Origin of the sequence: Candidatus Burkholderia verschuerenii, from assembly GCF_001189365.1 — a bacterium.
Classification (GTDB): Bacteria; Pseudomonadota; Gammaproteobacteria; order Burkholderiales; family Burkholderiaceae; genus Caballeronia; species Caballeronia verschuerenii.
Map to the genome: position 1 here is coordinate 1 of NZ_LFJJ01000142.1, position 15,033 is coordinate 15,033.

At 64.2% G+C, this 15,033-nt stretch carries 9 protein-coding genes and 6 pseudogenes; 3 read left to right on the forward strand and 12 right to left on the reverse strand.

Annotated elements, in window-relative coordinates:
* Positions 1–121: 121 nt before the first annotated feature.
* From BVER_RS20565 to BVER_RS20580, 4 genes and pseudogenes are all read right to left on the reverse strand, one after another.
* Positions 122–610: pseudogene (locus BVER_RS20565) on the reverse strand (HlyD family secretion protein); the annotation flags it as partial.
* Between the two features lie 30 nt (positions 611–640).
* Positions 641–841, reverse strand: coding sequence for a DUF1656 domain-containing protein (locus tag BVER_RS20570; RefSeq protein ID WP_050454870.1), 201 nt, complete (start codon positions 839–841; stop codon positions 641–643).
* Positions 831–2,963, reverse strand: a pseudogene (locus tag BVER_RS20575) (FUSC family protein). The gene BVER_RS20570 and the pseudogene BVER_RS20575 overlap by 11 nt, the downstream one beginning before the upstream one ends.
* A gap of 2 nt (positions 2,964–2,965) precedes the next feature.
* Positions 2,966–4,476, reverse strand: a pseudogene (locus BVER_RS20580) (efflux transporter outer membrane subunit).
* A gap of 163 nt (positions 4,477–4,639) precedes the next feature.
* Here BVER_RS20580 and BVER_RS20585 point away from each other — a divergent pair.
* A complete protein-coding gene (locus BVER_RS20585; protein ID WP_050454871.1) occupies positions 4,640–5,581 on the forward strand; it encodes a LysR family transcriptional regulator in 942 nt (313 codons plus the stop codon).
* Between the two features lie 358 nt (positions 5,582–5,939).
* Here BVER_RS20585 and BVER_RS20590 read toward each other — a convergent pair whose 3' ends face one another.
* The 5 genes and pseudogenes from BVER_RS20590 to wrbA form a co-directional block, all read right to left on the reverse strand.
* Positions 5,940–6,650 (reverse strand): SOS response-associated peptidase, encoded by a 711-nt coding sequence (locus BVER_RS20590; protein ID WP_050454872.1) that lies wholly within the window; start codon positions 6,648–6,650, stop codon positions 5,940–5,942.
* Positions 6,651–6,709: 59 nt separating this feature from the next.
* Complete coding sequence (locus tag BVER_RS20595) at positions 6,710–7,513, reverse strand: metallophosphoesterase (RefSeq protein ID WP_050454873.1); 804 nt, start codon at positions 7,511–7,513, stop codon at positions 6,710–6,712.
* Positions 7,510–8,956, reverse strand: a pseudogene (locus BVER_RS20600) (FAD-binding oxidoreductase). The gene BVER_RS20595 and the pseudogene BVER_RS20600 overlap by 4 nt, the downstream one beginning before the upstream one ends.
* Positions 8,957–9,115: 159 nt before the next feature.
* Positions 9,116–9,526, reverse strand: a complete 411-nt coding sequence (locus BVER_RS20605; protein WP_050454874.1) for a DUF2069 domain-containing protein — start codon at positions 9,524–9,526, stop codon at positions 9,116–9,118.
* Positions 9,523–10,140, reverse strand: coding sequence for an NAD(P)H:quinone oxidoreductase (wrbA, locus tag BVER_RS20610; RefSeq protein WP_050454875.1), 618 nt, complete (start codon positions 10,138–10,140; stop codon positions 9,523–9,525). Before wrbA ends, BVER_RS20605 begins: the two co-directional genes overlap by 4 nt.
* A 91-nt stretch (positions 10,141–10,231) precedes the next feature.
* Between wrbA and BVER_RS20615 the strand changes: the two genes are divergently transcribed.
* Positions 10,232–11,536 carry a YihY family inner membrane protein gene (locus BVER_RS20615; RefSeq protein WP_050454876.1) on the forward strand — a complete coding sequence of 435 codons (1,305 nt, stop codon included), beginning with the start codon at positions 10,232–10,234 and terminating at the stop codon, positions 11,534–11,536.
* 21 nt (positions 11,537–11,557) lie between these two features.
* Here the strand turns inward: BVER_RS20615 and BVER_RS20620 are convergent.
* From BVER_RS20620 to BVER_RS20630, 3 genes and pseudogenes are all read right to left on the reverse strand, one after another.
* Positions 11,558–11,879 (reverse strand): annotated as a pseudogene (locus tag BVER_RS20620) (Mpo1-like protein).
* A 103-nt stretch (positions 11,880–11,982) separates the two neighbouring features.
* Positions 11,983–12,813 carry an alpha/beta fold hydrolase gene (locus BVER_RS20625; RefSeq protein ID WP_050454878.1) on the reverse strand — a complete coding sequence of 277 codons (831 nt, stop codon included), beginning with the start codon at positions 12,811–12,813 and terminating at the stop codon, positions 11,983–11,985.
* A pseudogene (locus BVER_RS20630) lies at positions 12,813–14,137 on the reverse strand (O-acetylhomoserine aminocarboxypropyltransferase). The gene BVER_RS20625 and the pseudogene BVER_RS20630 overlap by 1 nt, the downstream one beginning before the upstream one ends.
* A 269-nt stretch (positions 14,138–14,406) precedes the next feature.
* Here BVER_RS20630 and BVER_RS20635 point away from each other — a divergent pair.
* Complete coding sequence (locus tag BVER_RS20635; RefSeq protein ID WP_050454877.1) at positions 14,407–14,868, forward strand: CBS domain-containing protein; 462 nt, start codon at positions 14,407–14,409, stop codon at positions 14,866–14,868.
* The last annotated feature ends 165 nt before the right edge of the window (positions 14,869–15,033 follow it).

Genomic DNA, 15,033 nt, shown 5'->3' on the forward strand with positions numbered 1-15,033 from the left:
GGCGAAGTTCCAAACTCCCAGGAAACCATTCAGATCAATATTGCTTCTGGGAGTTCTGGGAAACACGATCTTCCGGCGGCCCCTTGCCACCCTTGACTTCGACTAATTCTGAAGGGCCGACTACATAGCCATCGACGGGCGAGTACACCTTGGTGCGTTCGAGATTGAGCTTGGCGGCATCGAGCGCGGCTTGTGCCTGTTGCAATTGCGCCGCCGCGGTCGATGCCGTTTGCGCCGCATTTTCACGCGCTTCCTTCGACACGACCAGACTGTCCATATCCGCCCGACGCGCCGCATCTTCGCGACGCATGCGCAACTCGGCGGCGCGCGCCGCGACGTTGGCCTCGGCCTGTTCGACCGCGATCTGATAGTGCGACGGATCGATCTCCATCAACAGATCGCCTTTCTTCACGAGCTGATTGTCGTGCAGCGGCATCTGCATGACCGCGCCCGACACGTCCGGCGCGACGTTGACGACATCCGCGCGCACGCGCCCGTCGCGCGTCCACGGATCATCCATGTAATGCACCCACAACAGGCGGCCGACGATGATCGCCGCCGCGAAAATGGCTATCGTCAACACGAAGCCGATGGTTTTTCGAAGGAACATGATGCGTCTCTTCCGGCAAAAAGTATGAGTTCAATGAAACGCGACGAGCCCGAGCACGCTGCAGATGCAGACGAGCAGACTCGCGCGGAACAGCGACGGATGCCACACGACGCGATAAAGGCCCGTCATCGCGAGCAGACGGTCGAGCACCCAGGTGATCATCCCGCCCGCGATAAACAGCAGCAGCAGGGTCGGCACATAGGCTTCGAGGATCGCGATATCACGCGGCATGGCGCGCTCCTTGTCGATAAGCTTCGAACGGCGATTGATGATCGAGCAGCGCCGTGCGGATAAAGTGCAGATGACTCACGATGCGCTGCAAGCGGTGCCGCTCGTCGCGCGGCGGATCGATCGAGGCGAGCAGCGCTTGCGTATCGGCGATGGCACGTTCGGCGGCCGCGAGCGTCGCATCGAAGCGCGCGGCCGTCGGGCGATCGAAGAGCTTCGCGACGGCATCGACGCGGCGTATTTCGGCTCGCGCGACAACCCGGCGAGTTCATGCCGCAGGTCGATCGTCGCATTGCCGAATTCGAGCACCGCGAACAGCCATTGCAGCGCCTCGCGTTGCAGCGCCGGCTTGTCCGAGGCGAGCGCGTTGATCTGCGACAGCAGATCGCGCGTGCGGCTTTCGAAGTGCGTCGTCAGGCGCGCGAGGCGTCGATGACGCGCGGCCACGACTTCGCGACGCAAGTCGCCGAGCAGCAGCCGGCGCAGCCACGGTGCATCGGTCGGCAGCAGCACGGCGAAGGCGAGCGCGGATACGATCATCGACAGCACGAGCGCGATGGCATCGTTCATGAAGCCGGTCGGATCGTAATGCACGAGGTTGTCCGGTCCCGCGAGAAAGCAGAAGAAGATGCAATAGCCGATGCCCATGCCCGCGAGCGAGCGCCGCGTGCTCAGCCACGAGCCGAACAGCAGCGCGGGCAGCAGTGCCGCGCACATCAGCACGGAGCCGTCCATGCGGAAACACGCCGAACATGACGATCATGCCGGCAAGCGCCGCGAGCACCGTGCCGCCGGCCATTTGCGCGGCCATCAGCGTCGGACGCGGCGATGACGACGCCAGCGCGCAGACGGCGGCGGCGGTGAGCACCATCGTGCCGCCGCTCGGCCACGCGGTCGTAATCCAGAACAAGGACAGCGCGAAGGTCACGAGCGCGCCGCGCACGCCCGAGACGGCCGCCGCCAGCATGTTGGTCTTGGGCACGTAGCGCGCGACCCAGCGCTCGCGTTCGTGCGACGGCGCGGTCAGCGACGCATAGGTTTACACGTAGGCAAGCATGTCGGCGACGAAGCGATAGAGCAGTTCGCAGGCCGTATCGAATTCGAGCGCGACGAACTCGGGATTCGTTTCGAGCGATGCACGCCGTTCGCGCACGCGCTTCGGCAGCGCTGCTTGATAGTCGCGCAACTGCGCGGCGGCATGCGCGGCATCGGCGGCATTGCGAACGGGCTCGCCGGATTTGAGCAGCAACGGCGGCACTTCGCGAAAGAACGGCTCCAGCGCGTCGATGGTCGCGGTCGACGCGGTTTCGCGCAGCCGGTTCATCAACTGATGCAGCGCGTGAAAGCGCGTCGATGCGCTCATGAATTCGCTGTTGAGCCGTGCGAGCCGTCCCCCGCGCATCCGCGATTCGGGATGCTCGAACACGGCGACACTGCGCGCCGCCTCGAAGCCGACAATATCCGACACGAACCCGAGATTGGTCTTCTCGATCTGCGCGCGGTCCATCGTGCCGGACATCGCGCGGCAGACGTAATCGACGAAATGCGTGAAGCGGCGGCGCACGGTGCCGCGAATCTGCTCGCCCGCGTGCTGCGGAAAAATCAGCGCGCTGACCGCGCCCGAGCACAGAATGCCGAGCGACACTTCGCCGACGCGCGTGAGCGCCGACAGATACGCGCCATCGGGATGCTGCGCCGCCGGAATGCCGATCAGCGCGGCCGTGTAGCCCGCCAGCACGAAACCGTACGAGCGGAAGTTGCGATCGCGCGCCGCGCCCGCCATGCAGATGCCGACCCACACGGCCGTCGCCGACAGAAACAGCACCGGCTGCTGCGCGCACAGGCCGATGAGCGCGAGCATCACGACGAGGCCGACCATCGTGCCGCAAAAGCGATAGAAGCTCTTGGCGAGCACCATGCCGCTCTGCGGTTGCATCACGATAAAGACGGTGGTCATCGCGGTGCGCGGCTGCTGCATGTCGAGGCGCATCGCGATCCACAGCGCGAGAAACGTCGCGACCTCGGTCTTGAAGATGTAGATCCAGGCGAGGCCGTCGCCGCGCGCCCAGTCGGCGAGCGCTTGCGAGAAGGTTTGAAGTTGAATGACGGAAGCGGGCGTCGACATGATCAATCCCTTGCCTTCGCGAAAGGACCAATATGTTTGGCGGGCGCGAGCGCGGCATCCTGCGGCCCGTTCGACGGATCGTCGATACCGCCGCCGAGCGCCGCCGTCAGGCTTGCATACGACGCGAGCCGTTGCGCGCGCACCCGCGCCTCGCCGTCCTGCGCGCGCAGCAATTGCGATTGCGCGACGAGCACGTTCAGATAATCGGTGAGGCCGCGCCGGTAGCCTTCGTTGGCGAGGTCGTAATTCTTGCGCGCGGCGGCAACCGAGCGGCCCGACGCTTCGAGCTGCGTATCGAGCGAGTGCACGCGCACCACCTGATCGGCGATGTCCTTCAACGCGCCGACCAGCGTGCCGTTGTAGTGATCGACGGCCTGATCGTATTGCGCCGATGCCGCGCCGAGTTGCGCGCGCAGGCGTCCGCCTTCGAAAATCGGCAGCGAGATCGCGGGGCCGAAGCTGTAGCCGGATGCATCGCTCGTCAGGAACTTGAGCAGCGCGCCGCCCGCGAACGCCTGCGTCTACGACGCCGCGAGATTGATGTTCGGATAAAAAGCCCGCCTTGGCGACATCGATACCGCGCGCCTGCGCCGCGACCATCCAGCGCGCCGCGACGATATCCGGCCGATGCCCGACCAGTTCCGCCGGCAGCGACGTCGGCAAGGGCAGCGGCGTCGCCAGCGACAGCGCGGGACGCGTGAGCGCTTCGCCCGCGCCGGGGCCATCGCCCGCGAGCGCGGCCAGCTGGTTGCGCGCCAGCGCGATTTCTTCCTGTTGAATATCCACCTGACGCTCGTACTCGGGCAAGGGCGCTTCGGCCTGACTCACTTCGAGCTGCGTGCCGATGCCGCCGTGCAGCCGCCGCCGCGCCCGTTCCGCGACGCGCGTCTGCTGTTCGAGCGTCTGCTGCGCGATATCGAACAGCGCGAACGACTGCGACAGGCCGATATACGCGCGCACGACATTCGTTTCGAGTTCGAGTTGCGCGGCGCGGGCATCGGCGGCGCGGACATGGGCGACATCGAGCGCGCGCTCGGCGGTGTTGTCGTCGCGGCCGAACAGATCGAGGTTGTAGGAGAGCGTGAGGCCGGCGGTGTTGTCCCAGGTCGTCGTGTTGGCGAACGGACCGGGGCCGTAGAACTCGTTGTTCGGCCAGTTATGACGCGTGATGCCCATTTCGCCGTCGACGTGCGGCAGCAGCGCCGAATGCGCGACGCTCGCCTCCGCGTTGGCCTCCCGCACGCGCGATGCCGCCATCGCCAGCGTCGGGCTGCCGGCCGTGGCGCGCTCGATCCACGCATCGAGGCGGATCGCGATAGGAGCGCCACCAGTGATCGTCGGGCCAGGAGGCATCGGTGTTGGCGACCTTGATCGCGCTGCCGACGTCGAGCGTCGCTGGTTCCTTCATCGCGTCCTGCGGCGCGATCTTGCCCGTGCTCGCACATCCGGCGATTGTTAATATTGCTGTAAGAAACGCAGCGATGGCCGCCTTTCTGGACGTCGCACCCGACACGATTCACCCCCAAACTCGAATTAGACTTTAGGGCTGAATTATATTTTTACCGTTATTGTCGAATAACACGTGAGGATGCAAAGCATTCTTACGGAGATTGTGATAATGGCTTTTACGAGTCATGTAACAATCCGTCTCGTTCACTTTTTTAGAATCTGGCGTTATGGATACGCTGCAAAACATGCGCGTCTTTGTGCGCGTCGTCGAATCCGGCAGTTTCACGGCCGCGGCGCATCATCTGAATACGACGACCGCGTACGCATCGCGGGCGGTGTCAGACCTCGAGGCGCATCTTCGCACGCAGCTGCTCAATCGCACGACGCGCCGTATCGCGCTGACCGAGGCGGGCGAGCGTTATCTGCAGCGCTGCGAGCAGATTCTCGCCTATGTCGATCAGGCCGAAGCCGAAGCGGGCGATGCCACCGCGCGCCCGTCCGGCAAGCTCAAGGTGCATTCGATGACGAGCTTCGGCCAGCATTACGTCGTGCCGATGATTTCGCGCTACCAGCAGCGTCACGCGTCGGTGCAGGTGGATTTGACGCTGGCGCAGCGCGTGCCGGACCTGCTCGACGAAGGCTATGACGTGTCGATCGTGCTGGCGTCCGAGTTGCCGGATTCGGGATTGGTGTCGGCGCGGCTGGGGACGATTTTCAGTATTGCGTGCGCGTCGCCGGAATATATCGAGCAACACGGCGCGCTGCATGTGCTGTCCGATCTCGTGCGACACACCTGTCTACAACTGATGACGCCGGTGTTTCCGCCCGACCGCTGGATTATCGACGGCCCGAACGGTCAGGAGAGCGTGAGCCTCGGCCAGTCGCCATTTACGGTGAATGTCGCCGATGCTCTGGTCGCCGCGATCCGCGAAGGCATGGGCATCGGCGTGCTGCCGAGTTCGTCGGCGCTGCCGGCATTGCGCGCCGGGACGCTGGTGCGCGTGCTGCCGCAATACACGATGCAGGAGCTGAACGTCTACGCGCTGTATCCGTCGCGCCAATACCTTGATGCGAAGATTCGCACCTGGGTGGAATTCTTGCGCGAGACCTTGCCCGACACGCTGGCGGCCGATGCGGAATCGCTGAAGGAATTCGTCGCCGTCGCGTGAAAGCCGGCCGATGCCGGTCGATGCTTGCCTTTGGCGGACGGCGACGGGTCAATGTTGCCGAGCGCACGTCCGCGCATCGCCCTGTTACAGAAAAAACCTGCGGCGCAACACTTGCTTACTCCCGGTTGACCACAGCTTGTTACGCTGTGGTCAAGTTCATTTGCATCTTTACCGGGAAAACTCATGGGCACGTCTCTTTTACTCGCCGTCGGCGCTCTCGTTACCTTGATCGCCGTTCCGGCTTCGCGCGATTTGTTCAACGCGGCGCGTCAGCGCAGCGAGCGCGACGCGAAACAGCGACTCGTGCCATCCGCATCGACGACGAACGCACGCGCCGTCAGCGCGATTCGTACGATCGCTAAAGCAGCGTTTCCAGCGGTTCGATCAGGCGCGGTTCGTCGTTGGTCGCGCGATTGACGTTGCTCGACACGCGATGCCAGACAAATTGCGCGGCGGGCACGCCATCGGTTTTGACGAGCTTGTCGAGGTCGTCGCCTGATGCTTCGGGGTCGAGCCAGCGCTTCGCCGTGACCGGCGAGAACACGAGCGGGCAACGGTCGTGCACGTCGACCAATCCCTCGTCCGCCGCCGATGTCACGATGACAAAGCCCGCGCCCGGCGCGACGGCGTCTTCATCGCGCATGATGCTGGTGAGCGCGGCGAGGAACATCGGCTCGCCGTCGGCGCGCTGGATGTAGTAGGGCTGCTTGTACGGTTTCGCGGCCGGATCGCCCGGACGCGGCTCGATACGCCATTCGAACCAGCCATCGGCGGGAATCAGGATGCGCGCCTTCTTCCACAGGTTCCGAAAATACGCACTGGTCGATGCCGTCTCGACGCGCGCGTTGATGGTCTGCGGCAGCTTCTTTTGAATGGCCCACAGCGGGCAATATTCCCAATGCACCGCGCGGATGGTTTCATCCGGATAAACGGCCAGCGGATGCGTGCCCGGCGACAGGTTGTAGCCGGGACGCCGGTCGGCGGCATCGACGAGCACGAACGGGTTCTTCAGATGCAGGCGTTGCGCGTAATGTGCCGGCAGTCGGTACTGGCTGATTCGGCCACACATGGCGTTCCTCCGCTTCGATCCAACGCTTGACCTTCATTGAATGCTGCCGCTCTCAGGCGTCAGATTTCGACCACCTTGTCCCACGCGAATTCCGGATTTTCCCACTTGCCGCTGCGCTTATCGAAGTAGCCGCGCGGATTGCAGACGACGCGCGCGCCGTCCACGGTGTAGTCGAACGACGTGTGCGTGTGACCGTGAATCCACAGCGACACGGGCGCGCGCACCAGCGCAGGCAGATGATTGACGAACCCCGCCGATACGACGTCCTGCGCATAACGCGGCGCGAGACTTTCGCGCATCGGCGCGTGATGCGTGACGACGATCGTCTTGCCGTCGAACGGTTTGGCGAGTTCGGCGGCAAGCCACGCGCACGCCTGCTCGTGCAGTGCTTGCGAATCGTCGGGCGTGAACGCGCGCGGCTCGCCGTCGGGTTCGGGCCACGCGAGCTGGATCAGGCCTTTGTAGTCGAGCATGACTTTCGTGCAGGCTTCTTTCGCCGCGTCGCGTTGGGCATCGTCCGCGCCGAACAGCGCGAAGTCGGTCCACAGTGCCGTGCCAAGCACGTGCCATTTGCCGTATCGATCGACCAGCGACGCGTTGTTCAGAAAGTGCACGTTGTCCATGCTGCGCGAGGCGTCCTGCATGGCGACTTCCATCGCGCCGAATTCGGCATCGTAGTATTCGTGATTGCCGGGCACGTAGATCACGGGCACGTCGGAATCGAAATTTTCGGCGGCCCAGCGCGGCGCTTCCGCGTGATTGTGGATATCGCCCGCCAGCACGACGAGATCCGCCTCGGCGTAGGGAATCGCCAACGGCTCGTCGGCTTCCAGATGCAGATCGGATAGCACGCGTATCTTCATGCGAGGTTCTCCTTCCAGCGCACGACCTTGCCGGGGTTCATCAGATTGTCGGGATCGAGCGCCGACTTGACGGCCAGCATGAGCCGGATCTCGACGGGCGATTTGAAATGCATCGCCTCGTCGACCTTCAGTTGCCCGAGCCCGTGTTCCGCGCTGATGCTGCCGCGCAGCTTGTGCACCTGCTCGTAGACCAGCGCGTTGATCGGCGTCTGATAGTCGTTGAGAAAGAAACGCCTTGGCATCGACGCTTTCGGGCGCCTGCACGTTGTAATGCAGATTGCCGTCGCCAAGATGGCCGAAGGTCACCATGCGCGCGCCGGGCGCGGCTTGCTGCACGATCGCATCGGTTTCGTCGATAAAGCGGCCGATGCTCGAAATCGGCACGGCGATGTCATGTTTGATGTTAAGACCTTCCTCGGCCTGCGCGAGCGGGATATGCTCGCGCAAATCCCAGAATGCCTGCGACTGCGCGAGGCTTTCCGCGACCACCGCATCCTCCACGATTCCGCTTTCGATAGCTTCTTCCATCAGCCGCTCGAACAGCGCGCGGGCGTGTGCTTTGCTTTCGCTGTCGGAGAGTTCGAGCAGCACGGTCTGTCCGTGCGGTTCGCCGAACGGATAACGCAGCTGCGGAAAGTGACGGCCGACGAGGCGCATCGAAAAGTCCGACATCAGCTCGAAGCCCGTCAGAAGCGGACCGGCGTGACGCTGCGCCATCGACAGAAAATCGAGCGCGGCATGCGGCGACGCGAGTCCGGCGAGCGCGGTAACTCGGGCCACCGGCGCCGGATGCAGCTTCAGCACCGCAGCGGTAATGATGCCGAGCGTGCCTTCCGCGCCGATGAACAGATCGCGCAGATCGTAGCCGGTGTTGTCCTTGCGCAGACCGCGCAGGCCGTCCCAGATTTCGCCATGCGGCGTGACGACTTCGAGGCCGAGACACAGCTCGCGCGTGTTGCCGTAACGCAGGACGCCGGTGCCGCCCGCGTTGGTCGAGAGATTGCCGCCGATCGTGCAACTTCCTTCGGCGGCGAGGCTCAACGGAAACAGACGCTGCGCGCTTTCGGCGCGCGACTGGATTTCCGCGAGCACGACGCCGGCGTCGACGGTGATCGTGTTGTTGTGCGGATCGATGCCCCGCACGCGATTCATGCGCTTCAGGCTGACGACGGCCTGCGCGCCGCTGTCGTCGGGCGTCGCGCCGCCAGCGAGCCCCGTGTTGCCGCCCTGCGGCACGATGGCGACGCGATGTTCGCGCGCGAGCCGCACGACGGCGGCGACCTGTTCGGTATCGGCGGGCAGCAGCACGGCGCAGGCGCTGCCGCGATAGCGCTTGCGCCAGTCGACGAGATACGGCTCGGTGTCGTGCGCATCGGTGAGAACGTGCGGCGTGCCGAGCAGTTCGACGCAGGCGGTGACGAAGTGGGCGTTGGAAGCGGTCATGAATGTTGGGCGATGAATTCGTGTGGAGCGCAGTCGACAGTATCGCGCAGCAAGGGCGCGCGAACCTAGGCCGAATGGCATAGGCCAACGCGTTAAGAATCGAATCGTGCTACAAAGCATCACGATGACGGCGTTTTGCGCGTGAATCGAACGAAGGGATCAGGTTTTTTTCGCACGAGCGTGCAAGCGGCGCTTGGAGCGCGATGCGCGCTTGAACGGCGCGACATAGCCGAGCGCGCAAACGAAGAACGCGAGCGCGAGCAGCGCCTCGATCCACGCGAGCCGAGCGGACGGCCCTGGATCGGTCATGCCGCGCACGAGGCCTTCGGCCATGTAGAGCAGCACGAGCATCGACGCCCATTGCAGCGTGTACAGCTTGCGCTTCGCGACGCCCGGCAGCGCGCAGGTAAGCGGCAGCGCCTTGAGCGCGAGCGCCCACGCGCCCGGATGCAGCGGCGCGAGCCACAGCTCCCACAGGAGCGCGAGCGCGATCAGCGCGACCAGGCTCGCCAGCGCGCCGGTCGCGAACGCGCCGTTGCCTTGCGTCGATGTGACCGGATTCGCGTTCATCGCGCCTGCGCGCCGCGCACGAGATCGAGCGCGGTGCGAGCGAGCCGCGCGCCCAGCGCGATGGCGAGCGCTTTTTCGTCGGCGCTGATGCCGCTGCGCGCGGAGTCGTCGCCGCTGCGTGCATGGTGGGATGCGCCGTAGGGCGTGCCGCCGCTTTGGGTGGTCGTAAGGCGGGATTCAGTGTATGGAATGCCAACGATCACCATGCCGTGATGTAGCAGCGGCAGCATCATCGACAGCAGGGTGCTTTCCTGGCCGCCATGCAGGCTGCCGGTCGACGTGAACACGCATGCGGGTTTGCCCGACAACGCGCCGGCGAGCCACTGCGGCATGGTGCCGTCGAGGAAGTACTTGAGCGCGGCGGCTATATTGCCGAAGCGCGTCGGCGAACCGAGCGCGAGACCGGCGCATTCCTCGAGATCGCGCAGTTCGCAGTAGGGCGGGCCGTCGGCGGGAATGTCGGGTTGGGTCGCTTCGCAGACGGTCGATACCGGCGGCACGGTGCGCACGCGCGCCTGCATGCCGGGCACGCTATCGACGCCCTGGGCAATGGCGAGCGCCAGTTCGCGGGTCGCGCCGTGGCGGCTGTAGTAAAGCACGAGGATGTCGTTCATAAGACCTTTTTTGTGAACGGCTATTATAGGGATGGCGTGGTTTCCCGTGGCGCGGCGCATGCGCCAGCGAAAGCACAACCGGAGAAGGCGTTTGCAGCAAATTTCCATCGATCTCGCGGCTATCCGGCGTCTGGCCGGCTTCGTCGGGCAACGTTTCGGCGAGGATCGCGTGGCGCAGGTGGCCGGCAGTCTCACGTTCACGAGCGTGCTGTCGATCGTGCCGCTCGCGACCGTCGCGTTCGCGCTGTTCACCGCGTTTCCGATCTTCGGCTCGTTTCAGGCGTCGTTGCAGGATTTCCTGTCTGTGCATCTGATGCCGCCGCAGATAAACGACCAGATCTTCAAGTATCTGAACCAGTTCGCGGCCAAGGCGAAAGGCCTGACCACGGTCGGCATGATCATCCTGTTCGTCACCGCCGTCATGACGATGATGACCGTCGAATCCGCGTTCAACGTCATCTGGCGCGTGAAGAAAGCGCGGCCGATCGCGCAGCGCGTGCTGGTGTACTGGGCGATCATCACGCTCGGGCCGATGCTGTTCGGCGTCAGCCTGTCGATCTCGTCGTATCTGTTCGCGCGCTCGGTCGCGTTCGCCGGTTCGCACAATCTGCTGCCGCCGATGGCCGAATGGTTTCTGACCGGCGTGTCCCTGCCGATCACCGCGTTCGGCTTCACGATGATTTACGTCTACATGCCGAACTGCAAGGTCGAGTGGCGCGATGCGCTGGTGGGCGGGCTGGTCGCGGCCGTGGCGTTCGAGTTGTGCAAGCGCGGCTTCGGCTTCTATATCCGCCGCATTCCGACTTACACGGCGGTGTACGGCGCGTTCGCTGCGGCGCCGGTGTTCCTGTTGTGGGTCTATCTGTGCTGGATCATCGCGTTGATCGGCGCGATGGTCACGTCCGCGCTGCCGGCCATTCGGATCGGGCAATATCATCGGCGCGCGTTTCCGGGCAGCGATCTGCTCGATACGCTGGAAATTCTCGCGCGGCTGGTCGAATCGCGCGAGGCGGGCAGGGCGGGTTATACCGCGCTCGAATTGTCGAAGATGGCGCGCTGTGACATGGACACGTCGACGCGCCTGATCGCGCGGCTCGATACGCTCGGCTGGATAGGCCGGCTGGAAGATGCGCGGATGCCGCGTTATGTGCTGATTGCCAATCCGAATCAGGTGACGGTGAACATGTTGTTCGATCAGTTCGTGATCGATCGCGCGGAACTGGAGTATCAGCTGCGGCTCGATGCCGCGCATGTCGATTGCGCCGCGTTGATGGGCGCGCTCGACAACGAGAAGTTGAATATCACGCTCGGTTCGCTGATCGCGGCGCGCGCGCAGGCGTTGCACAACGCGCGTCTGCGCGAAACGCCGCCTTCCTCGCTGCCGCAACAGGCGTAAGCGCGACGGCCAAATCTAAAGTTAAAGCGAGATCCGTCCGATGTAGATGTCCTTGAACATCACCCAGTCGCCCATCAGGCTATAGAGCGGATGGCGAAACGTGGCGGGCCGGTTTTTCTCGAAGAAGAAGTGCCCGATCCACGCGAAGCCGTAGCCGCACACGATCGCCGCCGGCAGCCATAACCAGCCGACGGTGGCGATCGCCATCGCAAGGCAGCCGAATCACCCCGAGCGAGCCGATGAAATGCAGCCGGCGCGACGTCCGGTTGCGATGCTCGTCCAGATAAAACGGATAAAACTCGGCGAAATTCGCGAAATGATCCGCGTGCGTGGTGTGGCCCATGACTGCCTCCGTGCGATGCCTCGTGTTCTCCAGCCTTTCTTCTCCAGCAAGTTTCATTCTGCGGCCGGCAGATAAGGCGTGCAAGCGGCGTCGGTGGGCTTGGTCACGCAGCGTCGGCGCAGGTCAGCGCGAACGAAAATAGCGTGTCGAGCACGGCATCGGGCTGTTCGGACATCAGCGCATGGCCGGCGTCGAGTTCCACTTTGCGCAACGATGTGCCCGTCTTGCCGATTGCGTCGATCAACGCACGCGACGCGCGCGGCGGCGTCATCGCGTCGCGGCTTCCGGCGAGCACGCATACCGGACAACGCAGCGCGGCGGCCCGTTCCAGTGCATCCGCGTAAGCATTGCAGGCGCTGAAGTCGGTATGGAACAACCGTGCTTCGCCCAACGCCGAGACGCGCTCCATCAGGCGCTGGTTCATCCCTTGCAGCCAGAATCCGGGCGCGGGCGCCGACGGTTTCGCGGCGATGCCCGAATGCGACCACTGATTCACCATGCCGATTGCCTGCGGCTCCTGTTCGCGGGCGGCATCGAGCAGCGCGTCGGAGACGGTCATCGGCACGGCGGTCGCGAGCAGCGCGAGGCCCATCGCGCGCTCGGGATGGCGTGCGGCGGTATCGAGCGCAATCAGCGAGCCCATGCTGTGGCCGACGAAGATCGCTTTCGTGACGCGAGCCGCGTCGAGCACGCGCATCACCCAGTCGGCAAACGCGCCGATGCTGGTGCGCGCCGGTCCGTCGCTGCGGCCGTGGGCGGGCAGATCGAGCGCCAGCACGCCGAAACCGTGATGCGCGAAGTAACGCGTCTGCAAGGCCCAGACGCTGTGATCGTGCTGCGCGCCGTGGATGAACACGACCGTCGGGCGCGCCGCGTCGAACGGTTTGCCGCCGGTGTAGGCGTACGCGCGTTGGCCGTCGTCGAGTTCGAGCATCATGCGCGGCTCCCGAGCGTCGCTTTCGATGCATCCGCGGTTTCCTTCTGCGCGGCTTTCAGACCGCGTTTGAGATCGTCGATGAGATCGTCGGGATCTTCCAGTCCGATCGACAAACGGATACGTCCCGGCCCGATGCCCGCCGCTTCGAGCGCGGCGGCATCCATGCGGAAATGCGTCGTCGATGCCGGATGAATCACAAGCGACCGAGCATCGCCGACATTGGCGAGATGCGAAAACAGCGTCAACGATTCGATGAAACGCCGCGCCGCCGGCACGCCGCCGCGCACATCGAAGCTGAACACCGCGCCCGCGCCGCGCGGCAGCAGACGCTGCGCCAGGGCATGATCGCGATGCGTCGGCAATTCGGGATAGGCGACGCCCTCGACCGCCGCCGAACTCAGCAGAAAGTCGATCACCTTGCGCGTATTCGCGACATGCCGATCCATGCGTAAAGGCAGCGTTTCGATGCCCTGAAGCAGTTGCCACGCCGCCTGCGGATGCAGACACGCGCCGAAATCGCGCAGACCTTCGCGTCGCGCGCGCAGCAGGAAGGGCGCGACGGTGCTTTCCTCGGCGAACACCATGCCGTGAAAGCCATCGTAAGGCTCGGTGAATTCGGGAAAGCGTCCGCTCGCGGCGAAATCGAAGGTGCCGCCATCCACCAGCACGCCGCCGATGGTCGTGCCGTGCCCGCCGAGGAATTTGGTCGCGGAGTGATACACGAGGTCCGCGCCGTGTTCGAACGGGCGCAATAAATAGGGCGTCGTGAAGGTCGAATCGACCAGCAACGGCGCGCCATGCTCGTGCGCGATTTCCGCCACGCCCGCGATATCCAGCACGTCGAGTCCGGGATTGCCGAGCGTTTCGCCGAAGAACAGTCGCGTATTCGGCCGAACCGCCGCGCGCCATGCATCGAGATCGTGCGGCGCGACGAAGGTCGTTTCGATGCCGAAGCGCTTCAACGTGTAATGCAGCAGATTGTGCGATCCGCCATACAGCGCGCTCGATGCCACGATATGAGAACCGCGCCCATCAGCGTGGCGATCGCCAGATGCAGCGCGGCCTGGCCGCTCGCCGTGCCGATCGCGCCCGCGCCGCCTTCGAGCGCGGCGACACGTTCCTCGAACACGGCGACGGTCGGATTGGAAATGCGCGAGTACACGTGGCCCGAGCGCTCCATATTGAAGAGCGCAGCGGCGTGATCGGTGTCGCGGAAGGTGAACGACGTGGTCTGATAAATCGGCGTGGCGCGCGCGCCGGTGACGGGATCGGGCGCGGCGCCCGCGTGCAGCGCGAGCGAGTCGAAACGGTTGGCTGGCATCGTGGTCGGCCGGCGCGTGGGTGACGCGCCCGGCGAAATGGGCGGTCGGTCATCGTAACATCGCACGCGCGTCCCAAAACCTAGGGCGAATGCTGGCAACGGGCCCGTGCGCGCTTGTCCGTCCGGGCCGATGCGTCAATTCGGCATCGATTTTGCGGGCTGCCTCGGGTTTCTTTTTATGGGCCTTTCCGATAGCATCGAAGTGTGGTTTCATTACGGTTTTTGCACTATTTTGGGCATCTGAAACGGCTTTTGGCTAGGAGACAGACATGCGAGTCAGCGACATCCTCAAAGTGAAGGGCAACGCACTTTTCACCGTTACGCCCGAAACGCCGCTCGCCGAGGCTGTCGACGCGATGGCCGCGCACGATATCGGCTCTCTCGTGGTGATGGAATACGGCGATCTGGTCGGCATGCTGACCTTCCGCGAGATCATCGTCACGCTGCGCGACAACGGCGGCTCGGTCGGCACCACCAGCATTCGCCGAATCATGGACGACCATCCGCTCACCTGCACGCCGGAAACGGATGTGAACGAAGTGCGTCGCATGATGCTCGAGCATCACGTGCGTTATCTGCCGGTCATGGAAAAGCGCGAGCTGATGGGCGTCATTTCCTTCTACGACGTCGCCAAGGCAGTGGTCGAGGAGCAGGGTTTCGAGAACCGCATGCTGAAGGCGTATATCCGCGATTGGCCGGAAGAAGAAAAGGAACCGCACGCCGCGCGCTGAATTCAGACATTCCACACGAAACGCCCCGCACGGGGCGTTTTTTTGTGCGCCGAGCATGCGCAACAGCTTGGGGGTGCAAGTTCCCTGTCCAGCCTGATGGGGCGAAGGCCTAGTGAAACGCAAGGGCGTCGTTGTGAGGCGGGGTCTGAAGGAAGCGTGTAGCAA